20 protein-coding genes are annotated in these 22,882 nt (G+C 68.0%); 11 read left to right on the forward strand and 9 right to left on the reverse strand.

Going from position 1 to position 22,882, the window contains the following annotated elements; translation table 11 throughout:
- Positions 1-4 precede the first annotated feature (4 nt).
- Genes sufC through GOAMI_RS09430 form a run of 4 tightly spaced genes read right to left on the reverse strand, consistent with a single transcriptional unit; the run spans position 5 to position 4,274 of the window.
- A complete protein-coding gene (gene sufC / locus GOAMI_RS09415; RefSeq protein WP_006436257.1) occupies positions 5-778 on the reverse strand; it encodes a Fe-S cluster assembly ATPase SufC in 774 nt (257 codons plus the stop codon).
- A gap of 54 nt (positions 779-832) precedes the next feature.
- A complete protein-coding gene (gene sufD, locus GOAMI_RS09420) occupies positions 833-2,020 on the reverse strand; it encodes a Fe-S cluster assembly protein SufD (protein ID WP_006436258.1) in 1,188 nt (395 codons plus the stop codon).
- Positions 2,020-3,474 carry a Fe-S cluster assembly protein SufB gene (sufB, locus tag GOAMI_RS09425; protein WP_006436259.1) on the reverse strand — a complete coding sequence of 485 codons (1,455 nt, stop codon included), beginning with the start codon at positions 3,472-3,474 and terminating at the stop codon, positions 2,020-2,022. Before sufB ends, sufD begins: the two co-directional genes overlap by 1 nt.
- On the reverse strand, positions 3,471-4,274 hold the full coding sequence (locus GOAMI_RS09430; RefSeq protein WP_024497103.1) for a helix-turn-helix transcriptional regulator: 804 nt from the start codon (positions 4,272-4,274) through the stop codon (positions 3,471-3,473). Before GOAMI_RS09430 ends, sufB begins: the two co-directional genes overlap by 4 nt.
- Before the next feature lie 175 nt (positions 4,275-4,449).
- Between GOAMI_RS09430 and mptB the strand changes: the two genes are divergently transcribed.
- From mptB to GOAMI_RS09450, 4 genes are all read left to right on the forward strand, one after another.
- A complete protein-coding gene (gene mptB / locus GOAMI_RS09435; protein ID WP_040004716.1) occupies positions 4,450-6,282 on the forward strand; it encodes a polyprenol phosphomannose-dependent alpha 1,6 mannosyltransferase MptB in 1,833 nt (610 codons plus the stop codon).
- A gap of 109 nt (positions 6,283-6,391) precedes the next feature.
- The gene (locus GOAMI_RS09440; RefSeq protein ID WP_040004727.1) at positions 6,392-7,330 is read left to right on the forward strand and encodes an ABC transporter ATP-binding protein; all 939 of its coding nucleotides are present in this window, start codon (positions 6,392-6,394) and stop codon (positions 7,328-7,330) included.
- 11 nt (positions 7,331-7,341) lie between these two features.
- Positions 7,342-8,145 carry an ABC transporter permease gene (locus GOAMI_RS09445; RefSeq protein WP_006436263.1) on the forward strand — a complete coding sequence of 268 codons (804 nt, stop codon included), beginning with the start codon at positions 7,342-7,344 and terminating at the stop codon, positions 8,143-8,145.
- Complete coding sequence (locus GOAMI_RS09450) at positions 8,142-9,164, forward strand: COX15/CtaA family protein (RefSeq protein ID WP_006436264.1); 1,023 nt, start codon at positions 8,142-8,144, stop codon at positions 9,162-9,164. The genes GOAMI_RS09445 and GOAMI_RS09450 overlap by 4 nt, the downstream gene beginning before the upstream one ends.
- Before the next feature lie 77 nt (positions 9,165-9,241).
- On the opposite strand, the gene GOAMI_RS09455 is transcribed toward GOAMI_RS09450, so the two are convergent.
- A complete protein-coding gene (locus GOAMI_RS09455; RefSeq protein WP_006436265.1) occupies positions 9,242-9,625 on the reverse strand; it encodes a hypothetical protein in 384 nt (127 codons plus the stop codon).
- Positions 9,626-9,699: 74 nt separating this feature from the next.
- Here GOAMI_RS09455 and GOAMI_RS09460 point away from each other — a divergent pair, with 74 nt between their 5' ends.
- Complete coding sequence (locus GOAMI_RS09460; RefSeq protein WP_006436266.1) at positions 9,700-10,674, forward strand: quinone oxidoreductase family protein; 975 nt, start codon at positions 9,700-9,702, stop codon at positions 10,672-10,674.
- Between the two features lie 19 nt (positions 10,675-10,693).
- Here the strand turns inward: GOAMI_RS09460 and GOAMI_RS09465 are convergent, their stop codons facing one another.
- Positions 10,694-11,686: a heme o synthase gene (locus GOAMI_RS09465; protein WP_006436267.1), complete on the reverse strand. Its 993-nt coding sequence runs from the start codon at positions 11,684-11,686 to the stop codon at positions 10,694-10,696.
- Positions 11,687-11,926: 240 nt separating this feature from the next.
- Between GOAMI_RS09465 and tkt the strand changes: the two genes are divergently transcribed.
- Genes tkt through ppnP form a run of 6 tightly spaced genes read left to right on the forward strand, consistent with a single transcriptional unit; the run spans position 11,927 to position 18,791 of the window.
- Positions 11,927-14,005: a transketolase gene (gene tkt / locus GOAMI_RS09470; RefSeq protein WP_006436268.1), complete on the forward strand. Its 2,079-nt coding sequence runs from the start codon at positions 11,927-11,929 to the stop codon at positions 14,003-14,005.
- 48 nt (positions 14,006-14,053) lie between these two features.
- The gene (tal, locus tag GOAMI_RS09475) at positions 14,054-15,175 is read left to right on the forward strand and encodes a transaldolase (RefSeq protein WP_006436269.1); all 1,122 of its coding nucleotides are present in this window, start codon (positions 14,054-14,056) and stop codon (positions 15,173-15,175) included.
- Positions 15,176-15,182: 7 nt separating this feature from the next.
- Entirely contained in the window at positions 15,183-16,736 is a 1,554-nt protein-coding gene (gene zwf / locus GOAMI_RS09480; RefSeq protein WP_040004718.1) for a glucose-6-phosphate dehydrogenase, read from the forward strand.
- 34 nt (positions 16,737-16,770) lie between these two features.
- Positions 16,771-17,703, forward strand: a complete 933-nt coding sequence (locus GOAMI_RS09485) for a glucose-6-phosphate dehydrogenase assembly protein OpcA (protein WP_006436271.1) — start codon at positions 16,771-16,773, stop codon at positions 17,701-17,703.
- Entirely contained in the window at positions 17,700-18,440 is a 741-nt protein-coding gene (pgl, locus tag GOAMI_RS09490) for a 6-phosphogluconolactonase (protein WP_006436272.1), read from the forward strand. Before GOAMI_RS09485 ends, pgl begins: the two co-directional genes overlap by 4 nt.
- A 24-nt stretch (positions 18,441-18,464) precedes the next feature.
- Complete coding sequence (gene ppnP / locus GOAMI_RS09495) at positions 18,465-18,791, forward strand: pyrimidine/purine nucleoside phosphorylase (RefSeq protein ID WP_006436273.1); 327 nt, start codon at positions 18,465-18,467, stop codon at positions 18,789-18,791.
- A 16-nt stretch (positions 18,792-18,807) separates the two neighbouring features.
- Here ppnP and ppc read toward each other — a convergent pair whose 3' ends face one another.
- From ppc to tpiA, 3 genes are all read right to left on the reverse strand, one after another.
- Entirely contained in the window at positions 18,808-21,648 is a 2,841-nt protein-coding gene (gene ppc / locus GOAMI_RS09500) for a phosphoenolpyruvate carboxylase (RefSeq protein ID WP_040004720.1), read from the reverse strand.
- A 98-nt stretch (positions 21,649-21,746) separates the two neighbouring features.
- Positions 21,747-21,980: a preprotein translocase subunit SecG gene (gene secG, locus GOAMI_RS09505; RefSeq protein ID WP_006357231.1), complete on the reverse strand. Its 234-nt coding sequence runs from the start codon at positions 21,978-21,980 to the stop codon at positions 21,747-21,749.
- 110 nt (positions 21,981-22,090) lie between these two features.
- On the reverse strand, positions 22,091-22,879 hold the full coding sequence (gene tpiA, locus GOAMI_RS09510; protein WP_006436275.1) for a triose-phosphate isomerase: 789 nt from the start codon (positions 22,877-22,879) through the stop codon (positions 22,091-22,093).
- Positions 22,880-22,882: the final 3 nt, after the last annotated feature.

Here is a 22,882-nt window from a genome sequence, read left to right on the forward strand (position 1 = left end):
TGGTTCAGCCGGCCTTGGCCGCCGAGGTGAAGCGCTCGTAGCCGTTCTCCTCGAGCTCGTCGGCCAGCTCCGGACCGGCGGATTCGACGACGCGGCCGTTGACGAAGACGTGCACGTAGTCGGGCTTGATGTACCGAAGGATGCGCGTGTAGTGCGTGATCAGCAGGATGCCGCCGTTCTCCTGCTCCTTGTACCGGTTGACGCCCTCGCTCACGACGCGCAGCGCGTCGACGTCGAGACCCGAGTCGGTCTCGTCGAGGATGGCGATCTTCGGCTTGAGCAGGTCGAGCTGGAGGATCTCGTGACGCTTCTTCTCACCGCCGGAGAAGCCCTCGTTGACGCTGCGCTCGGAGAACGACGGGTCGATCTCCAGCGCGGTCATCGCCTCCTTGGTCTCCTTGACCCAGTGGCGCAGCTTCGGGGCCTCGCCGCGGACGGCGGTGGCTGCGGTGCGCAGGAAGTTCGACATCGAGACGCCGGGCACCTCGACCGGGTACTGCATGGCCAGGAAAAGGCCGGCACGCGCACGCTCGTCGACGCTCATCTCCAGGACGTCTTCGCCGTCGAGGGTGATCGAACCCGAGGTCACCTGGTACTTGGGGTGGCCGGCGATGGCGTAGGACAGCGTCGACTTGCCCGAGCCGTTGGGGCCCATGATCGCGTGCGTCTCACCGGACTTCACGGTCAGGTTCACACCCTTGAGGATGTGGATGGGCTCGGCGTCGGCGTCGGTCTGGGCGACGTCGACGTGCAGGTCACGGATTTCCAGTGTGGTCATGTTCTGTGTTCTCTCTTACGGGCTGAGGAAGGTTCGGTCGGGCGCGGAAGCGGTTCAGGCGCCGGCGAGTTCGAGCTCGCGCTCGACGGCGGCGGACAGACGCTCGCGCAGCTCGGGAACGGCGATCTTGGCGATCACCTCGCCGAAGAATCCGCGGATGACCAGGCGGCGCGCCTGATCCTCGGGGATGCCGCGAGCCTGCAGGTAGAACAGCTGCTCGTCGTCGAAACGTCCGGTGGCACTGGCGTGGCCGGCACCGACGATCTCGCCCGTCTCGATCTCGAGGTTGGGCACCGAGTCGGCGCGGGCGTTGTCGGTGAGCACCAGGTTGCGGTTGAGCTCGAAGGTGTCGGTGCCCTCGGCCTCGGCGCGGATCAGCACATCGCCGATCCAGACGGTGTGGGCCTCGCGCGACCGGTCGCCGCTCGTGTCACCCTGCAGCGCACCCTTGTACACCACGTTCGAGCGGCAGTTGGGCTGGCTGTGGTCGACGAGCAGGCGCTGCTCGAGATGCTGTCCGGCGTCGGCGAAGTACAGCCCCCACAGCTCGACGTCGCCACCCGGCGCGTCGTAGTGGACGATCGGCGACAGCCGGACGAGGTTGCCGCCGAAGCTGACCGCGAAGTGGCGGACCACGGCGTCGCGGCCGGTGCGCACGTGATGGGCGGCGACGTGCACGGCGTCGTCATCCCAGTCGTGCACGTTGACGACGGTGAGCGCGGCGCTGTCGCCGACGACGAATTCGACGTTCTCGGCAAAGGTCCCGCCGCCCTTCTGGTCCAGCACCACGACGGCGCGGGCAAAGGGTTCGAGCCGGACCTGGGTGTGCCCGAAGGCGGTCTCGCCCTCTCCGGGGCCGGTGACCGTGATGGTGACCGGCTCGGACAGCTCGACCTCGCGGCCCACGGTGACCACCGTGGCCTGGGTGAACGACGAGTACGCCTGTGCGGCAACCCGATCGAAGGGCACGCCGCCCTGGCCGAGACGCTCGTCATCGCGTCCGACGGTGTCCACGGTCACACCGTCTGCGATACCGGTGACCTCGACGGTCGCCTCACCGGTCCGCTGGGCGGAACCGTTGTGCAGACCGCGCAGGCGGCGGAACGGGGTGAAGCGCCAGGCCTCTTCGCGAGGGCTGGGCACCTCGAAGGCGTCGACGTCGAACGAGGTGAACAGTTCACCCTTGTTGACGACAGGCGAATGCGAGCCCGGTGTGGAGACCGGGAGTGTCGGATCGGCCATCAGCCGACGGCTCCTTCCATCTGAAGCTCGATCAGGCGGTTGAGCTCGAGCGCGTATTCCATCGGGAGTTCCTTGGCGATCGGCTCGACGAAGCCGCGGACCACCATGGCCATCGCCTCGTCCTCGGTCAGGCCGCGGCTCATCAGGTAGAAGAGCTGATCGTCACTGACCTTCGAGACGGTCGCCTCATGCCCCATCGTCACATCGTCCTCACGGATGTCGACGTAGGGGTAGGTGTCGCTGCGCGAGATCGTGTCGACCAGCAGCGCATCGCATTTGACCGTCGACCGGCTGCCGTGGGCGCCGTTGTTGATCTTGATCAGTCCGCGGTAGGAGGCACGGCCACCGCCGCGGGCCACCGACTTCGAGACGATGTTGCTCGAGGTGTTCGGTGCCAGGTGGACCATCTTGGAACCGGTGTCCTGGTGCTGTCCCTCGCCGGCGAATGCGACCGAGAGGACCTCGCCCTTGGCGTGCTCACCGGTCAGCCACACGGCCGGGTACTTCATGGTGACCTTGGAACCGATGTTGCCGTCGATCCACTCCATGGTGGCGCCGGCCTCGGCCTTGGCACGCTTGGTGACCAGGTTGTAGACGTTGTTCGACCAGTTCTGGATGGTCGTGTAGCGGCAGCGGCCGCCCTTCTTGACGATGATCTCGACGACCGCGGAGTGCAGCGAGTCGGTCTTGTAGATCGGCGCGGTACAACCCTCGACGTAGTGCACGTAGGCACCCTCGTCGACGATGATCAGCGTGCGTTCGAACTGACCCATGTTCTCGGTGTTGATCCGGAAGTAGGCCTGCAGCGGGATGTCGACGTGGACACCCGGCGGGACGTAGATGAACGATCCACCCGACCACACGGCGGTGTTCAACGCGGAGAACTTGTTGTCGCCGGCCGGGATGACCGAACCGAAGTACTCCTGGAACAGCTCCGGGTGCTCCTTGAGACCGGTGTCGGTGTCGAGGAAGATCACGCCCTGCTTCTCGAGATCCTCGCGGATCGAGTGGTAGACGACCTCGGACTCGTACTGCGCGGCGACACCGGCGACCAGCCGCTGCTTCTCCGCTTCCGGGATGCCGAGCCGGTCGTAGGTGTTCTTGATGTCCTCGGGCAGGTCCTCCCACGAGGCGGCCTGCTTCTCGCTCGAGCGCACGAAGTACTTGATGTTGTCGAAGTCGATGCCCTCGAGTCCTGCACCCCAGTGCGGCATCGGCTTCTTGTCGAAGATCTTGAGAGCCTTGAGGCGCTGTTCGAGCATCCACTCGGGCTCGCTTTTCTTCGACGAGATGTCGGCGACGACGGCCGGGGACAGGCCGCGCTTGGCGCTGGCACCGGCGACGTCGGAGTCTGCCCAGCCGTAGCCGTACGTCCCGAGGGACGCGATCGTCTCCTCCTGTGTGAGGGGAGCCGCGGCGGACGGCGTGGTGGCGGCCGGATCGGTGACGGTCATCGCGTGGCCTTTCGGGTTGTCGTGGGCTGGGCGGGTGCGGTCGTGGAGAGTGGGGTCTCGCGCGGGGGCGATTCCGGTGGTGGATGCATCGGCACGTGGGTCGTGCAGGCGCAGTCGCCGTTGGCGATGGTCGCCAGGCGCTGCACATGCGTGCCGAGCAGTTCGGTGAAGACCGCGGTCTCGGCCTCGCACAGTTCGGGGAACTCGGTGGCGACGTGCGCCACCGGGCAGTGGTGCTGGCAGATCTGGATGCCGTTGCCGACCTGCCGGGTGTTGGCGGCGTAGCCCGCACCCGTCAACGCATCGGCGATCTCGTCGACGGTGTCTGCCACATTCACCGGATCGGTGCTCGGTTCGACGTCGGCGACGATCCGCTCGACTCGTTCACGGGCGAACTCGGCGACCGCGTCGTGACCACCGAGGTCACGGAGCTTGCGCATCGCCGCCCCGGCGAGGTCGTCGTAGGCGTGACGCATCTTGCCGCGCCCGGATGCGGTGAGCTGGAACCATTTGGCCGGACGTCCGCGGCCCCGCTGACCGAAACCGGTCGATGCGACCTCGATGTCCCCGGCCGCGGTGAGCGCGTCGAGGTGACGGCGCACGCCGGCCGCGGAGATACCGAGACGCTCGCCGATCTCGCCCGCGGTCAGCGGGCCGTCTTCGACGAGCAGGTTCAGGACGGCATCACGGGTCTGACCGTCGTGGTGCGCATCGGCACCGGCGGTCGTGTGAGGGGTCGCCGTACCAGCGGAGGGCACGGCATTGCGGCCGCCCGAGGGCAGCACAACATCGTTCCGCATGGTTTTCACAACACGAGTGTGACGTAATTGATTCCTCGCTGCCAGCAAGGGTGCCCTTAGCGATGCGTCCGATTCCGTCCTCCGGTCCCGCATGTTGCCGATAAAGGGTGGTGGCGAGGGATCCGTCCCCGCCGATTAGAGTCGTCGTGTGCCCGAAACCACAGCTGGCCGCCGCGTGCCGGACTTCTTCGGACTCGTGTGGAATCACCTGATCACCGTGCTGAACTACCTCGGCCTGCGCAAACAGCGCCCCGTCGGCCCCGACACCGACACCAGCGAGCAGCGCGGCGACTACGGAAAGACCGTCGCCCGCCTACACGACGACGAACGCGAGGTCGGACCCCTCAACGCCGCGGAGACCCGTCGTCTCCGCCGCATCAAGCTCTTCGGCGCCACCGGTTCGGTCCTGATCCTGATCGGCGCCCTCGGCACCGGTGCGGTGCCGGTGCTGCAGAACCCGGTCGCCGGCATGCGCGTGCTGTCACTCCCGTCCCGGATGTTCGGCACCGCCCTCGCACTGTCGATCGGCGGCACGATCACCCTGGTGGTCGCATGGCTGCTGATCGGCCGCTTCGCCGTCGGCCGCCTCAGCGTCGAGGTCCGGCACGGACGGAGTCCGGAACGACGGATGAGCCGCCGCCAGGCCGACCGGACCCTCATGCTGTGGATCACACCGATCGTGCTGGCTCCTCCGCTACTGAGCAAGGACATCTACTCCTACCTGGCCCAGAGTGCGATCGCCTCCCGCGGCATGGATCCCTACTCGGTGAGCCCGGTTCGCGGTCTGGGCGTCGACCACATCCTCACGCGGTCGGTGCCCAACCTGTGGCGGGACACCCCCGCGCCCTACGGACCGCTGTTCCTGTGGATCGGCGAGGGCATCACCAAGGTGACCGGCGCGAACATCACCGCCGCGATCTTCCTGCATCGCATCGTCGCCCTGATCGGCATCGCGCTCATCGTGTGGGCGCTGCCGCGACTGGCGAAGCGCTGCGGGGTGTCGTCGGTGGCCGCCCTGTGGCTCGGCGCGATGAACCCGCTCGTGATCCTGCATCTGGTGGGCGGCATCCACAACGAGGCACTCATGCTCGGTCTGATGCTCGTGGGCCTCGAGCTGAGCTTCCGCGCCATCTACGGCGTCGACCGGTTACGGAAACCGGGGACGCTGATACCCACGAGAGCAGGCTGGATCCTGATCGCCAGTGGAGCCGTTCTCGCCGCGTCGGCGATGATCAAGGTGACCTCGATGCTCGCGCTCGGCTTCGTCGGCATCGCCCTGGCGATGCGCTGGGGTGCGACGCTGCCCGCCCTGCGGCACGCACCCGTCCGGGAGTGGTGGACGCGGTCGAAGTGGTCGGTGTACGCCCTCGGCGTCTCCGCCGGGTTCTACGTGGTCGTGCTCGGCATCGTGATGGTCGGGATCTCGCTGGCGACCGGGCTCGGATTCGGCTGGACGGGCACGCTGTCGACCGGCGAGATCGTCCGGTCGTGGATGTCGATGCCGACGCTGCTCGGGGTGACGACGGGTCGGATCGGTGTGACCCTCGGACTCGGCGAGCACACCCAGGCGATCCTCGAGGTCGCACGCCCGATCGGGCAGCTCGTCGCCGGCCTCTTCATCATCCGGTGGATGCTCGCGACGTTGGGCGGACGCCTGCATCCGCTGGGCGCGCTGGGTGTGTCGATGGCCACAGTCGTGCTGTTCTTCCCGTTCGTCCAGGCCTGGTACCTGCTGTGGGCGGTCATTCCGCTGGCTGCCTGGGCGACCGGCCCGTGGTTCCGGATCTCGACCATCTCCGCATCGGCGATCATCGCCATCGTGGTGATGCCGACGAGCTCCAACACCAGCGGAGTCGTTCTCGCGCAGGGTCTTCTGGCAGGTGTGATCATGGTCGCAGCGCTGACCGCGCTGTTCTTCGAGGACCGGTCACCGCGCCGATGGCGTCGTCGCAGAACGGGGGCCTCCGACGACACCCCGGAGCCCGCGGAGAACGCGCCGACGCGGTGACGATCCCCCACCGCACCCGCGAACGGCGTTTTTCGTCCGCGGGGTCCGAGCGCCTAGTCTGACCTGTGTGCGCGGCACGACTTCTCGGCAGATCAACGACGACGATCAGATGGACGATCGTCTGCTGAGTGTTCCCGCGGTCGAGGTTCGCGGACTGGTCAAGACCTTCGGCGACCGTACCGCGGTCGACAGGCTCGATCTGACGGTGGAACGCGGCCAGATCCTCGCCCTCCTCGGACCGAACGGCGCGGGCAAGACCACCACCGTCGAGATCTGTGAGGGCTTCACCGAACCGGACGCCGGCACCGTGCGGGTCCTCGGACTCGATCCCATCGCCGACAACGACGCCCTCCGGCGCCGCGTCGGCGTGATGCTGCAGGGCGGCGGCGCCTACCCCGGTGCCCGTGCCGAAGAGATGTTGCGGCTGGTCGCAGCGCATTCGGCCGACCCCATCGACCCCGAGTTCCTCATCGAAGCGCTCGGGCTCGGCGAGGTCCGGCGCACGTCGTACCGCAGGCTGTCCGGCGGGCAGCAGCAGCGCCTCGCCCTCGCCTGCGCCATCGTCGGCCGTCCCGAGCTCGTGTTCCTCGACGAGCCGACCGCCGGCCTCGACGCCCACGCACGTCTCGTCGTCTGGGAGCTCGTCGACCGCCTCCGCGCCGACGGCGTGTCCGTCCTCCTCACGACCCATCTCATGGACGAGGCGGAGCAACTGGCCGATCAGGTCGTGATCATCGATCACGGCCGCGCGGTCGCCGCCGGGACCCCCGCCGACCTCACCAGCACCGGCGCCGAGAACGAATTGCGGTTCACCGCGCCCCGCGGACTCGATCTGTCGATGCTGACGCTCGCACTGCCCGAGGGATATCACTGCACCGAGTCCAACCCGGGCTCCTACCTCGTCCTCGGCCCGATGACCCCGCAGGTGCTCGCGACCGTGACCGCCTGGTGCGCCAAGATCAACGTCCTCGCCACCGACCTGCGGGTCGAGACCCGGAGTCTCGAAGACGTCTTTCTCGACCTGACCGGACGGGCCTTACGACAGTGAACAGCCCCACAGTGAACTCCCCCGCTCCCCAGACGGCCCTCTTCGCCGAGGGCATGTTCCGTCCCGCGCCGCGCCCGGCATCCCTGACGGCGATGATCGTCGCCCAGTCCACTCTCGAGCTCAAGCTCCTGCTCCGCAACGGTGAGCAGTTGCTGCTCACCATGTTCATCCCGATCACCTTGCTCATCGGGTTGTGCCTGCTGCCCATCAACACGACCTTCGGCGCCGGTCCGGCCGAGCGCGCCACGCTCTTCGTCCCGGCGATCCTGACGGTCGCCGTGATGTCGACGGCGTTCACCGGCCAGGCGATCGCCGTCGGCTTCGACCGGCGCTACGGCGCGCTGAAACGGTTGGGCGCCACACCGATCCCGAGGTGGGGCATCATCGTCGGGAAATCGGTGGCGGTGCTGATCGTGGTGGCGCTGCAGTCGGTCATCCTGGGCGCGATCGGATTCGCCTTCGGCTGGCGGCCCGACGCGCTCGGCCTGCTCATCGGCGCACTGGTGATCACCATCGGCACCGCCTGCTTCGCCACCCTCGGCCTGCTGCTGGGCGGCACGCTCAAGGCCGAGGTCGTCCTGGCCCTGGCGAACCTGCTGTGGTTCGCGTTCATCGGTCTCGGCAGCCTCGTGGTCGTCGATTCCAACGTGCCCGGCGCCGTGCACACCCTTGCACGATGCATCCCCTCGGGTGCGCTCAGTGAGGCCCTGGAGATGGCCGCACGAGGTTCGTTCGACGCCTTCGGGGTGGGCGTCCTGCTGGTGTGGGCCGCAGTGGCCGGCACCTTGGCCGTGAGGTGGTTCCGATTCCGATGACGACGTCGCAGACTTCTTCGACACGACCCGACGGCCCGGCTCCCGCCGAGCGCGACCCCCGGCCGGCGGCGCGTGGGGTCTGGCGATTCATACCCGGATTCGGCCGGCCGACGATCCGCTTCGTCCACCGCTGGGCTATCGCCCTGCTCGTGTCGAACGTCGGCATCGTCGCCACCGGCGGCGCGGTTCGGGTGACCGGTTCCGGTCTCGGTTGCCCGACCTGGCCGCGATGCACCGACAACTCCTTCGTCCCGCACGAGGAACTGGGCATCCACGGAGCCATCGAGTTCGGCAACCGGATGCTCACCTGGGTGCTGATCATCATCGCGATCGCCGCCTGGGTCGCGGTGCTCCGCTACGCCGGGTCGGCGCGCCGCGACAAGTGGACGGTCACCCTGATCGCGCTGGGCATCCCATTCCAGGGCGTGATCGGCGGGATCACCGTCCTCACCGACCTCAACCCGTGGATCGTCGCCCTGCACTTCCTGCTGTCGATGGCGCTCGTGTCGGCCGCAACCGTCCTGGTCTATCGGATGCGGCCCTACCCGACGCCCGCCGAACCCGCCGCCGTCGACGCCGATGTCCCCGCGTCGGCCACGCGCCGGCTCGGGGTCTACCTCGCCTGGCTGATCTATGCGGTGACCTGGGTGACGATCTATCTCGGCACGGTGGTCACGGGTTCCGGCCCGCACGCCGGCGACGTCGACGCCCCTCGGAACGGACTCGACCCCGACAACGCCACCCAGCTCCACGCCGACGCGGTGTTCGTCCTGGTCGGTCTGGGCCTGGCCGCACTCGTGTACGCCCGCGTGTTCGCGCGTCCGCAGCAGCGCTCGGCGCTGGTCTTCGTGGCGCTGCTCGCACTGCAGGGCGTGATCGGATTCGTCCAGTTCGCGACCGATCTCCCCGTCGCGCTCGTCATCGCCCACATGTTCGGCAGCGCGCTGCTGCTCATCGGCGCGACCTGGCAGGTGCTGGTCGCGCGGGCGACCGATCAGCCGCGCGTCGACGCTGCCTGAGTCCCTGCCCACTACGAGAACGACCCCGACGATGTGCACGTCGGGGGTCGTTTTCGTGTACGGGGCGGACGGCCGCGTCAGAGGATCGCGCGGTTGCGCGGCTTCGGGAAGCGCGTCTGCCGGGCGACCCAGCCGGCCATCTTGCGGTAATGCGACGGCTTGACGGTGGTCTCCGAGGTGAGGTCACGGTCCCACTCGGCGATCTCGAGGCCATCGACGGCGTCGACGACGGCCTGGGCGGTGGCGAGGTCGGGGACCACCCGGTCGCCGAGGACTCCACCGGCGTCACCGACGAGCGTGATACGGACACCGGCCGCACCGATCGCCTGCAGGACGACCTTGGCGCTGCCGCCCTCACGGGCGACGAACTTCTTCACCGAGGCGACGACATCGCCCGGGGCCTGAACCGTCGGCGTTGCGGTGGTGTCGGTGGCGGCACTGTCAGTCATGACGCTCAGCATACCGGTGAGCGCAGGGCGCTCCCGATACCGGGATGGGCGTCACATCCGGCCTGTACGGCGTGTAGAACGGTGTCGTGCGTGCGATACAGGTGACCCGTCACGGCGGCCCGGACGTCCTGGCCTTCGGTACCGTCGACGACCCCATCCCGGCCGCCGACGAGGTGATCGTCCGGACCTCCGCGGTGGGCGTGAACTACATCGACACCTATCTCCGGCGGGGCCTGTACCCGTCGATCCCGCCGTACATCCCGGGCACCGAGGGTGCCGGCGAGATCGTCTCCGTCGGTCCGGAGGTCACCGGCTTCGAGGTGGGACAGCGGGTCGCCTGGTGCGCCGCACCTGGGTCGTACGCCGAGCTCGTCGCGGTCCCCGCCGCGCAGGCGGTGGTCGTGCCCGACGGTGTCGACGACGCGATCGCCGGTTCGTCACTGCTCCGCGGGCTCACCGCCCACTACCTGCTCGACGGCAGCGCCCACCCTCATCCGGAGGACACCGTGTTGATCCACGCGGGGGCCGGCGGGGTCGGGCTGATCCTCACCCAGATGGCCAAACGTCATGGGCTGCGGGTCATCACGACGGTGTCCTCCGACGAGAAGGCGGACCTGTCCCGGCAGGCCGGCGCCGACCATGTGTTGCGGTACGGGGACGACCTGGCCGCGCGCGTCCGGGAACTCACCAACGGCCTCGGTGTCCCGGTGGTCTACGACGGCGTCGGCGCGGACACCTTCGAGCAGTCGCTGGCCGCCACGGCGGTCCGCGGCATCATCGTGCTGTTCGGGGCGTCGAGTGGACCGGTGCCGCCGTTCGATCTGCAGCGCCTCAACCCGGCCGGTTCGCTGGCGGTGACACGACCCACCCTGGCGCACTTCACCGCGACGCCGGAGGAACTGAACTGGCGGGCGGGCGAGTACTTCGAGGCCATCCTCGACGGCGACGTGGACGTGCGGGTGGGACAGCGTTACCGCCTGGCCGACGCCGCGCAGGCCCATGCTGATCTCGAGGCCCGCAAGACGACAGGTACGACGGTGCTGCTGCCCTCGGATTCCTGACGGCGGCGGCGAACGGAAATCAGAAGTACGACGAGATCGTCTGCAGGCCGACGACCGCGTCGACCGCGAGACCGCAGAAGACGATCGCCAGGTACTCGTTGGACTGCAGGAAGACCTTGAGGGGTTTCACCTCGGCGCCGCGCTTGGTGTCGCGGTAGAGCTTGGTGACCCGTTCGAGGAACCAGCCGCCGGCTACCAGCGCGATCACCGTGTAGATCCAGCTCGTCGCCGGGATCAGGGCCAGCGAGGTGACGACGGTCAGCCACGTGTAGACCAGCATCTGCCGGGTGACGCGTTCCTCGGTCGCGATGACCGGCAGCATCGGCACGCCGGCCGCCTTGTAGTCCTCCTTGTAGCGCATCGCCAGCGCCCAGGTGTGCGGCGGGGTCCAGAAGAAGATGACCAGGAACAGCACGATCGGCTGCCAGCTGAGTGAGCCGGTCACCGCCGCCCAGCCGACGAGCGTCGGCATGCATCCGGCGGCACCGCCCCACACCACGTTCTGCCAGGTGCGGCGCTTGAGGATCATCGTGTAGACGCCGACGTAGAAGATGATCGTCGCCGAGACGAGCAGCGAGGACACCAGGTTCGCGGCGAAGTACAGCACCGCGAACGAGGCGGCCCAGAGCACGAGACCGAATATCAGCGCACTCCGTGTGGCCACCGCGCGCCGCGCGAGCGGTCGGCGCTCGGTGCGCTTCATCTTCTTGTCGATGTCGGCGTCGACGACCATGTTGAGGGTGTTCGCGCTGCCGGCGCCGAGCCAGCCACCGATCAGGGTGAAGGCGATGACGGCGATGTCGACATGGCCGCGATCGGCCTGCAGCATCACCGGGATCGTCGCCACCAGCAGCAGCTCGATGACCCGCGGTTTGGTGAGCGCGACATAGGCGAGCACCGTCGCGCGCACACGTCCGGCCCACGTCAGATCCGCCGGCAGGACCGGCTCGGTCGAGACCTGCGGTGATGCGGTGTCGGTCGAGTGGGATGCGGCGGGATGGTCTCCGCTCACACGCTCCCCTATCCTCACGAACACTCCTCGTCCGCCCGCACAGATCGCCGCGGGCTACTACAGAGCATGGTAGACGTTTGCCTTCGCGAACCGTAATCGCGTCGTGGCCGAGCCCGCGACCGGCGCAGATCGCCGAACCGGGCGGTAAGTTTCGGTCGGCGCGCAGGGCACCCTCGGGGCCGATTACTCTGGACCCGAACGCGCCGAAAACCCGAGCAGGCACAGGAGACAATCACCATCGTGGCCGACACAGATGAGATCCGCGCACTGACCACCCCTCGCCATCCGGACGACTGGAGCGACCTCGACACCCGGGCCGTCGACACGGCCCGCCTGCTGGCCGCCGATGCGGTGCAGAAGTGTGGCAGTGGTCATCCCGGCACCGCGATGAGCCTCGCCCCCCTGGCCTACACGCTCTTCCAGCGCGTCATGCGTCACGATCCCACCGACACCGACTGGGCCGGCCGCGACCGCTTCGTGCTCTCGTGCGGACATTCCAGCCTGACCCTCTACATCCAGCTGTACCTGGGCGGCTTCGGTCTCGAGCTCGAGGACATCGAGGCGCTGCGCACCTGGGATTCGCTGACCCCGGGTCACCCGGAGTTCCGCCACACCCGCGGCGTCGAGATCACCACCGGGCCGCTCGGTCAGGGTCTCGCCTCGTCGGTCGGCATGGCGATGGCCGCCCGCCGCGAGCGCGGCCTGTTCGACCCGGATGCCGCGGTCGGCGCGAGCCCGTTCGACCACTACATCTACGTGATCGCCTCCGACGGTGACATCGAGGAGGGCGTCACCTCCGAGGCGAGCTCGCTCGCCGGCACCCAGCAGCTCGGCAACCTGATCGTGTTCTACGACCAGAACCAGATCTCGATCGAGGACGACACCGACATCGCCCTGTCCGAGGACGTCGCCAAGCGCTACGAGGCGTACGGCTGGCACGTCCAGACCGTCGAGGGCGGCGAGGACATCGTGGCCATCGAGGCCGCGATCAAGGCCGCCCAGGAGGTCGTCGACCGTCCGTCGATCATCTGCCTGCGCACCATCATCGGCTACCCGGCGCCCAACATGATGAACACCGGCATGGCTCATGGCGCCGCACTCGGCGAGGACGAGGTCGCCGCCACCAAGAAGGTCCTCGGCTTCGACCCGGAGAAGAACTTCGAGGTCACCGACGAGGTCATCGCGCACACCCGCAAGCTCGTCGACCGCGGCGCCGAGGAGCGCAAGGCCTGGACCGCATCGTTCGACGCGTGGGCCGAGAAGAACCCCGACGCCAAGGCACTGTTCGATCGCCTGACCGCCCATGAGCTCCCGGAGGGCTGGACCGAGCAGTTGCCGACCTGGAACGTCGGCGACAAGGACGTGGCCACGCGCAGCGCGTCGGGCAAGGTCCTCGGCGCCCTCGCGCCCGTCCTTCCCGAGCTGTGGGGCGGTTCCGCCGACCTCGCCGGCTCGAACAACACCACGATGGACGGCGAGCCCTCGTTCGGCCCGACGTCGATCAGCACCAAGAAGTGGTCGGCCAACCCGTACGGGCGCACCCTGCACTTCGGTGTCCGCGAGCACGCGATGGGTTCGATCCTGTCGGGCATCGCCCTGCACGGCCCGACCCGCGCCTACGGCGGCACCTTCCTGCAGTTCGCCGACTACATGCGTCCGGCCGTGCGCCTGGCCGCGCTGATGGAGATCGACCCGATCTACGTCTGGACCCACGACTCCATCGGTCTCGGCGAGGACGGCCCGACCCACCAGCCGATCGAGCACCTGGCCGCACTGCGCGCGATCCCGAACCTCGACGTCGTGCGTCCCGCCGATGCCAACGAGACCGCTCACGCATGGGCGCACCTGCTGACCCGGCGCAACCACCCGGTCGGTCTGGCGCTCACCCGCCAGAACGTCCCGATCCTGGAGGGCACCTCGGCGCAGGGCGTCGCCAACGGCGGCTACGTCCTCAGTGATTCCGAGGGCGACCCGCAGGTCGTGCTGATCGGCACCGGTTCCGAGGTGCACCTGGCGGTCGAGGCACAGAAGGCCTTGGCCGACAAGGGAATCAAGGCCCGCGTCGTGTCGATGCCGTGTGTCGAATGGTTCGACGAGCAGCCCAAGGGGTACCGGGACCACGTGCTGCCGCCCTCGGTTCCGCGTGTCGCCGTCGAGGCCGGCATCGCGATGCCGTGGTACCGGATCGTCGGTGCCGGCGGCGAGATCGTCGGCATCGAGCACTTCGGCGCGTCGGCCGACTACAAGGTGCTCTTCACCAAGTTCGGGATCACCACAGAGGCGGTCACCGCCGCCGCCGAACGAGTCGTCGCCGGCTGACCGGCCGCCCACGACACCGGCTCATCCACACTCATCAAGGAGAGAATCGTGACCCAGAACGAGAAGCTCGCCGAACTGTCCGCCGCCGGTGTCTCGGTATGGCTGGACGACCTGTCCCGGGACCTGATCACCTCCGGTGATCTCGCCGAACTGATCTCGACCAAGTCGGTGGTCGGCGTGACCACCAACCCGTCGATCTTCCAGGCGGCACTGTCGAAGGGCACCGCCTACAACGCACAGGTCACCGAGCTGGCCGCCCGCGGCACCGATGTCGACGGCACCATCCGTACGGTGACCACCGATGACGTCCGCAACGCCTGCGACGTGCTGACCCCGGTGCACGAGGAGTCCGACGGCGTCGACGGTCGGGTGTCCATCGAGGTCGATCCCCGTCTGGCGCACGACACCGACGCCACGGTCGCCCAGGCCATCGAGCTGTGGAAGATCGTGGACCGCCCGAACCTGCTGATCAAGATCCCGGCCACCAAGGCCGGACTCCCGGCGATCACCCGGGTCATCACCGAGGGCATCAGCGTCAACGTGACGCTGATCTTCTCGGTCGAGCGCTTCAAGGAGGTCATGGACGCCTACCTCGACGGCCTCGACGCCGCCGCGGAAGCCGGCTACGACCTGTCGACCATCCACTCGGTGGCGTCGTTCTTCGTCTCCCGCGTCGACACCGAGATCGACAAGCGCCTCGACGCCATCGGCACCCCGGAGGCCACCGAGCTGAAGGGCAAGGCGGCGCTGGCCAACGCCCGTCTCGCCTACTCGGCCTACCAGCAGGTCTTCGAGGTCGAGTCGCGCTTCCCGGACCTCCTCGCCAAGGGCGCTCGCCCGCAGCGCGCGCTCTGGGCGTCGACCGGCGTGAAGAACCCGGACTACCCGGACACCCTGTACGTCAGCGAGCTCGTCGCACCCAACACGGTCAACACCATGCCGGGCAAGACGATGGATGCCTTCGCCGACCACGGTTGGGTCAACACCGGCTCGATCATCGGTCTCGCGCAGGAGTCGCAGGATGTCTTCGACAAGATCGCGGCGCTCGGCGTCGACACGGTCGACGTCTTCAAGGTCCTCGAGGAGGAGGGCGTGAGCAAGTTCGAGGACGCCTGGAACGACCTTCTCAACGCGACCGCCGAGCAGTTGTCCGCGGCGATCAAGGGCTGAGTCCGTCGTGGCCGCCGGTGAGGATTCAGTGGGACCCGGTTCTTGGACCAATCCGCTCCGTGACCCACAGGACAAACGGCTGCCCCGCATCGCGGGGCCGTGCAGTCTGATCATCTTCGGCGTCACCGGTGACCTGGCACGCAAGAAGTTGATGCCTGCGGTCTACGACCTCGCCAACCGCGGCCTGCTCCCCCCGTCGTTCGCTCTCGTCGGTTTCGCCCGACGCGACTGGACCGACGAGGACTTCGGGGCGATCGTGCACGACGCCGTGCGGGAACACGCCCGCACGGGCTTCCGCGAGGAGGTGTGGGAGCGCCTCGCGGAGGGTTTCCGCTTCGTGCAGGGCGATTTCGACGACGACGCCGCGTTCGACAACTTGTGCGACACCCTCAAGTCGCTCGACGACGAACGCGGCACGGACGGCAATCACGCGTTCTACCTGTCGATCCCACCCAAGGCGTTCCCGACGGTGTGTGAACAGCTCGAGCGCAGCGGGCTGGCGACACCGAACGGCGACAGTTGGCGCCGCGTGGTCATCGAGAAGCCGTTCGGCCACGATCTCGAGTCGGCCCGCGAACTCAACGCCATCGTCAACAACGTCTTCCCGGAGTCGTCGGTGTTCCGCATCGACCACTACCTGGGCAAGGAGACGGTGCAGAACATCCTGGCGCTGCGCTTCGCCAACCAGCTGTTCGACCCGCTGTGGAGTTCGCACTACGTCGACCACGTCCAGATCACGATGGCCGAGGACATCGGCATCGGTGGGCGGGCCGGCTACTACGACGGCATCGGTGCCGCACGCGACGTCATCCAGAACCATCTTCTGCAGCTGATGGCCCTGGTGGCGATGGAGGAACCGATCTCCTTCGAGCCCAAGCAGTTACAGGCCGAGAAGATCAAGGTCCTGGCGGCCACCCGCAACGTCCTGCCGATCGATCAGAACACCGCCCGCGGCCAGTACGGTCCGGGCTGGCAGGGCAGCGAGAAGGTGGCCGGGCTCAAAGAGGAGGACGGGTTCGCCAAGGACTCCAAGACCGAGACCTTCGCCGCGATCGCCCTCGAGGTCGACTCCCGTCGCTGGGCGGGTGTGCCGTTCTACCTGCGGACCGGCAAGCGTCTCGGCCGGCGCGTCACCGAGATCGCGCTGGTCTTCAAGCGCGCCCCGCATCTGCCGTTCGACCAGACGATGACCGAGGAGCTCAGCCAGAACGCCCTGGTCATCCGGGTGCAGCCCGACGAGGGCATCACCCTGCGCTTCGGATCCAAGGTGCCGGGCTCCAGCATGGAGGTCCGCGACGTGAACATGGACTTCAGCTACGGCACCGCGTTCACCGAGGCGTCCCCGGAGGCATACGAGCGCCTCATCCTCGACGTCCTACTCGGCGTGCCGTCACTGTTCCCGGTCAACGAGGAAGTCGAATTGTCGTGGAAGATCCTCGATCCCGTGCTCGAACAGTGGGCCGCCGAGGACGCCCCCGACACCTACGAGTCGGGAACCTGGGGTCCGCGGTCGGCGGACGAGATGATGGCCCGCGTGGGACGCGCGTGGCGCCGGCCCTGATGTCCACCGCCCAGCCCCTCCAGGAGGATCCGCGATGATCGTCGAGCTGCCCGACACGGACACCCGAAGTGTCGCGAAGAGGATCATCGAGGTGCGGGCGGCCGGTGGCGCGCTCAGTCTCGGTCGCGTGCTCACCCTGGTCGTCTGCGTCGAACAGGGCGAACCGATGGAGGGCGCCATCGAGGCCGTCATCGGTGCCAGCCGCGAGCACCCCAGCCGCGTCATCGTCGTGTATCGCGGTACCCGCGAAGGTGATTCACGCCTCGACGCACAGATTCGAGTGGGCGGGGACGCCGGTGCGTCGGAGGTCGTGGTGCTGTCGCTGTACGGCGCCCTCGCCGACGAACCGGCGAGCGTCGTCACACCGTTCCTGTTGCCGGACACCCCCGTCGTCACGTGGTGGCCCGGCGAAGGCCCCGCACGCCCCGTGGACGATCCCCTCGGCAGGCTCGGTCACCGTCGCATCCTCGATGCCACGAAGGACGCCGATCCGGCCACGGTGCTCGCGCGTCGCCTCGAGACATACTCCCCCGGCGACACCGACATCGCGTGGTCGCGCATCACGCAGTGGCGTGCCATCCTCGCCTCGGCGGTCGACCGTCCGCCGCATTCGCGCATCACCGCGGTGGATGTCACGGGCGCGCACGATTCCCCGGCGGTGGACCTCATCGCCGGGTGGTTGCGTTCGGCGCTCGACGTACCCACGCGGCGCCGGCGCGGGAGTTTCGAGATCCGTCTTCACCGCGACGAGGGTCCGACGATCCTCGCCGTGGACGAGGGCAACAACGCGGTGCTGACGATGCCGGGCAAGCCCGACGGCCGAATCGCGATGGGCCACCGCGACCTACCCGTGTGCATCGCCGAGGAGCTCCGGCGCCTCGACACCGACGAGGTCTATGCCGTCGCCTTGCGGGGTGTCCCCGGGGTCGACTTCATCGACACGAACGAAGGAGTTCTCACACCATGACCGCTGTCGAGACGCTCGTCTTCGAGTCCAAGCAGGAACTCGTCGCCACCGCGGCCGCGCGCTTCGTCGACCTGGTGACCCGCGCACAGGCCGAACGCGGGGACGCGAGCATCGTGCTCACCGGCGGCAGCAACGGCATCGCGATCCTGTCGGCGCTCGCCGCCGACAGCGGCACCATCGACTGGTCGCGGGTCGACGTGTACTGGGGCGACGACCGTTTCGTGCCCGCCGACGATCCGGAACGCAACTCCGGTCAGGCGCGTGCGGCCCTGCTCGACAAGGTGCCGGTGGATCCGTCACGGGTGTTCCCGATGGCCCCGTCCGACGGCCCGTTCGGCGACGACATCGAGGCTGCCGCAGCCGATTACGCGGCGATCCTGGCCGGACGGTCGTCGGACGGCGTGGCACCGCATTTCGATCTGCACCTGCTCGGCATGGGCGGCGAGGGCCACATCAATTCCCTCTTCCCACACACCCCCGCCACCGCGGAGACCGAGAAATCGGTTGTGGCCGTTGAGGATTCACCCAAACCGCCGCCGCGTCGGATCACCTTGACCCTGCCGGTGGTCAATCGCTCCCGCAACGTGTGGTTCCTCGTCGCCGGCGGCGACAAGGCCGAAGCCGTCGCCGCCGCGCATCGCGGTGCCGACCCGGCCGACTGGCCGTGCGCCGGCGCCCGCGGCACCGACGAGACCATGTGGTTCCTCGACGAGGACGCCGCCTCCCAGATCAAGTGATCACATAGCTTCACGCTAGGCTCGGTGATCGTGACCGAGACCTCGACCTACGCGAACGTGACGCTCGACCCTCGCGCCAACGTCTACTTCGACGGCAAGTGCGTGAGCCACACGTTCCACCTCTCCGACGGGACCCGCAAGTCGGCCGGCGTCATCCTGCCCGCGACGCTGAACTTCGGTACCGGGGCACCCGAGATCATGGAGCTGCACTCCGGCACCTGCCGAGTGCGGCTTGCCGGCAGCGACGACTGGGCCTCCTACGGCGCCGGCGACTCGTTCTCGGTGCCCGGCGATTCCTCGTTCGACATCGAGGTCACCGAGGCCGTCAGTTACGTCTGCCACTACGGCTGAGGACAGCTCCTCGAGGCTAACCGCTGTTGCGCAGGGCCGTCGCGAGACCGTTCATGGTCAGCTGGATGCCGCGACGCACCAACGGGGTGTCCTCCCCCGCGCGGAACCGGCGCAGCAGCTCCACCTGGAGCAGATTGAGCGGCTCGAGGTACGGGAACCGGTTGTAGACCGAACGTTTGAGGGCCGCGTTGTCGTGCAGCAGATCATCGATGCCGGTGATCTTGGCGCACATGCCGATCGTGCGCTCGTGCTCGTCGACGATCATGCCGAACACCTTCTCGCGCAGTTCCTCGTCGGGAACGAGCTGTGCGTAGCGATGTGCCAGACCCATGTCGGACTTCGCCAGCACCTGCGCCATGTTGGACATGACGGTGCGGAAGAACGGCCACTTCTCGTAGTAGCGCTGCAGGGCCTCCAGGCGGGTCGGGTCGTCGGCCACCCACTCCTCGAACGCGGAACCGGTGCCGTACCAGCCCGGCAGCATCACCCGCGACTGTGTCCACGACAGCACCCATGGGATCGCGCGGAGATCGGTGATCTTCTCGGTCTGCTTTCGAGACGCCGGACGACTGCCGATGTTGAGGGCACCGATCTCCGACAACGGTGTGGAGGTGGTGAAGTACTCGACGAACCCCGGTGTCTCGTGCACGAGACGGCTGTAGGCCGCACGTGCCCTGGCGGCGATGTCGTCCATGATCTCGTACGCCGACTCCGATTCGTCGCCGAGACCTTCGACGTCGAGCAGCGACGATTCGATGGTCGCGGCCAGCAGTGTCTCCAGGTTGCGGCGGGCGGTCACCGGCTCGGCGTACTTGGCGGCGATGATCTCGCCCTGCTCGGTGATGCGCAGCGACCCCTGCACCGCGCCGGGCGGCTGAGCGAGGATGGCGTCGTAGCTGGGGCCGCCGCCGCGGCCGACGGTTCCACCGCGACCGTGAAAGAGCCGCAACCGGATTCCCGACCGGGACGCCGCCTCCACGAGGTCGAGCTCGGCGCGGTACAGCGCCCAGTTGGCGGCCATGTAGCCGCCGTCCTTGTTGGAGTCGGAGTATCCGAGCATGATCTCCTGCATGCCGTTCTGGTACTCCACGAGCGCCCGGTAGAAGGGCACCTCGAGAACGGCGAGCAGGGTCGCAGCGCCCTGCTGCAGATCCTCGATCGTCTCGAACAGCGGTACGACCCGCACCGTCGAGCGCGGGTCGTTCTCGCCGGCGGCGCCGGGGTCGTAGAGGCCGGCCTCCTTGAGCAGGATGAGCGCTTCGAGCATGTCGCTCACCGAGGTGCACATGCTGATGATGTAGTTGGGCACCGCTTCCGGACCGAACGTCGCGACCGCCTTCGCGGCCGCCCGCACGATCCCGAGCTCCTTGGTCGCCAGCTCGCTCAGTTCCGCATCGGGACTGGTGAGGGGGCGGCGCCGCTGCAGTTCGGCGGACAGGATCTCGACGCGTTCCGCCTCGTCGAGCGAGGCGTAGTCGCCGTGCACGCCCGCCCAGGCGAGGAGCTCGGCGACCACTTCCTCGTGCATGTCGGAGTTCTGCCGCATGTCGAGCCCGGACAGGTGGAAGCCGAACGTGCGCACCGACTCCCGGAGCGCCAGGAGCCGGTCGTCGGCGATGGACGCGTCGTTGTTGGCCCGCAGGGCCGCGTCGATGACGTCGAGGTCGACGAGCAACTCGGCGGCGTCGGAGTAGGGCGGTTTACCGTCGACGAGGAACAGATCGCTCGACGAGAGGAAGTCCTCGTCGAACATCTGGTCGGCGGTCGCCGCGAGGCGGGATCGGATGTGCCGCAACGCGAGCCGAAACGGCTCGTCGGCACCGGGGTCCTCGGCGTCGGCACCGGCGAGTTCGAGCAGCGGTTCGGTTCCGGTGATCAGCCGCGCCGACATGCTCAGTTCCTGGGCGAGGTTCTCGAGTTCGGCCAGGTGGTGTCCCACCGCGGTCTCGGCGGCCAGCGTGGCCGCCAGGGTGACCACCTCGGCGGTCACGAACGGGTTCCCGTCGCGGTCGCCGCCGATCCAGGACCCCATGCGGATCATCGGCTCGTCGGCGAGACCCGCGCCGGGGTAGGCCGACCGCAGGGCGGCGCGCACGGAGGTGTTGATGGCCGGCACCACGTCGAAGAACGAGGCGTCGTAATAGCTCAGCCCCGAACGGATCTCGTCCTGGATGGTGAGTCGTTCGAGGCGGATGAGCGCGGTCTGCCACAGCGTGAGGATCTGACGCCGGATCGCCTCGGTGACCTCGGCGTCCTCGTCGGGGGTCAGTTCGGTACGGCCGCGGAAGCGCATCAGCTCGGTGATCCGGTGCTGCGCCTCGAACACCGTGCGGCGCCGGGTCTCGGTGGGATGGGCGGTGATGACCGGCACGACGTTGGCGTCGGCGAGTGCCTTGCCGACCTCCTCGTCGCCGAGTCCGGCGTCGGCGAGCTGCCGGTAGGTCGCGGCCAGGCTGGACTTCTGCGGCGGGTCACCGGCTCGCACGTGGATGGCACGGCGACGTTCGCGGTGGATGTCCTCGGCCAGGTTGGCCAACAACGCGAAGTGACTGAAGGCGCGGATGACCGGAACCGCGGTGGACACGTCGAGGTCGGTGAACATCTCCGCGAGTTCGTTGCGGTCGATCTCGTTGCGGCGCACACCGAAAGCGGCCACACGAGCTGATTCGACGAGATCGAAGACGTCGGTGCCGGAATGTTCGGCGACGACCTCGCCGAGGATGCCGCCGAGCAGACGGATGTCCTCACGCAAGGGTTCGGTGAGTGCACGGCCCTCGTCGTCGACGACGATGTGGTCGACGATCGACATGGACGGACGAGATGCCGGGGCTCCCCGGGAGGGGGCGGTTTCACTCATGCGACCAAGTATCCCGAGATCGGGGCCATCCGGCATCCCGGAGAAAGCATCGGGCGACGCGTTTCACGCGTCGCCCGAGGTCCGAAGCAGAAACCAGCTCAGGAGAGTTTGATGTCGACGCCCACGCCGACGATGAAGATCACCCAGATGAGGCCGACGAAGATGGTCAGCCGGTCGAGGTTGCGTTCGACGACGCTCGAACCCGACAGGCTGGACTGGACACCGCCGCCGAACAGCGACGACAGACCGCCACCCTTGCCGCGGTGCAGCAGGACGAGCACGATCAGCAGCACGCTGGTCACGATCAATCCGATGTCGAGTGCACCTTGCACAGTCACGAGTCGAAACGCCCTTCCGTAAACACCTGGAGATACAGCTGTAGCAGGTGGTGCCGACGTGAGCCGACACCAACCTGCCACAGTGTACGCGTGGGTGTGACCCGTCAGGGCAAGGGGCCACCCGCGGCGATCGCCGACAGTGTCGCGAACTCGTCCGACTTCAGCGACGCGCCACCGACGAGAGCCCCGTCGACGTCGGTCTGGCCGACGATGTCGCCGACGTTCTTGGCGTTCACCGAGCCGCCGTAGAGGATGCGGACCGAGGCCGCGGTCTGCTCGTCGGCGATCTCCGCGAGGGTCTCGCGGATCGCCTTGCAGACCTCCTGGGCGTCGGCGGCGCCGGCCACCCGGCCGGTGCCGATGGCCCAGACCGGCTCGTAGGCGATGACGGTCTTGGCGATCTCGGCGGCCGACAGGCCGGCGAGGGAGCCCTTGAGCTGTGCCACGTTGTACGCGACGTGCTCACCCGCCTCGCGGATCTCGAGCCCCTCGCCGATGCAGACGATCGGGGTGAGATCGTGCTTGAGCGCGGCCTTGGTCTTGGCCAGCACGATCTCGTCGGTCTCACCGTGCAGGGTCCGACGCTCCGAGTGGCCGACGACGACGAACGTGCAGCCGAGCTTCGCGAGGAAGGCACCGCTGATCTCGCCGGTGTAGGCACCCGAGTCGTGCTGCGACAGGTCCTGCGCACCGTAGGTGAGCAGGAGCTTGTCGCCGTCGACGACGGTCTGCACGCTGCGGATGTCGGTGAACGGCGGGATCACCGTCACGTCGACCTTGTCGAAGTACTTCGCGGGCAACGCGAAGGCGATCTTCTGAACCAGCGCGATGGCCTCGAGGTGGTTGAGGTTCATCTTCCAGTTGCCCGCGATGAGCGGTTTACGAGTTGCCATGGT

Origin of the sequence: Gordonia amicalis NBRC 100051 = JCM 11271, assembly GCF_000332995.1 — a bacterium.
Lineage (GTDB): Bacteria > Actinomycetota > Actinomycetes > Mycobacteriales > Mycobacteriaceae > Gordonia > Gordonia amicalis.

Excerpts from the sequence above, each read along its gene's own strand:
- sufC (WP_006436257.1), bottom strand. The coding sequence starts at position 778 with ATGACCACACTGGAAATCCGTGACCTGCACGTCGACGTCGCCCAGACC.
- sufD (WP_006436258.1), bottom strand. The coding sequence starts at position 2,020 with ATGGCCGATCCGACACTCCCGGTCTCCACACCGGGCTCGCATTCGCCT.
- sufB (WP_006436259.1), bottom strand. The coding sequence starts at position 3,474 with ATGACCGTCACCGATCCGGCCGCCACCACGCCGTCCGCCGCGGCTCCC.
- GOAMI_RS09430 (WP_024497103.1), bottom strand. The coding sequence starts at position 4,274 with ATGCGGAACGATGTTGTGCTGCCCTCGGGCGGCCGCAATGCCGTGCCC.
- GOAMI_RS09440 (WP_040004727.1), top strand. The coding sequence starts at position 6,392 with ATGGACGATCGTCTGCTGAGTGTTCCCGCGGTCGAGGTTCGCGGACTG.
- GOAMI_RS09450 (WP_006436264.1), top strand. The coding sequence starts at position 8,142 with ATGACGACGTCGCAGACTTCTTCGACACGACCCGACGGCCCGGCTCCC.
- GOAMI_RS09455 (WP_006436265.1), bottom strand. The coding sequence starts at position 9,625 with ATGCTGAGCGTCATGACTGACAGTGCCGCCACCGACACCACCGCAACG.
- GOAMI_RS09485 (WP_006436271.1), top strand. The coding sequence starts at position 16,771 with ATGATCGTCGAGCTGCCCGACACGGACACCCGAAGTGTCGCGAAGAGG.
- pgl (WP_006436272.1), top strand. The coding sequence starts at position 17,700 with ATGACCGCTGTCGAGACGCTCGTCTTCGAGTCCAAGCAGGAACTCGTC.
- ppc (WP_040004720.1), bottom strand. The coding sequence starts at position 21,648 with ATGAGTGAAACCGCCCCCTCCCGGGGAGCCCCGGCATCTCGTCCGTCC.
- tpiA (WP_006436275.1), bottom strand. The coding sequence starts at position 22,879 with ATGGCAACTCGTAAACCGCTCATCGCGGGCAACTGGAAGATGAACCTC.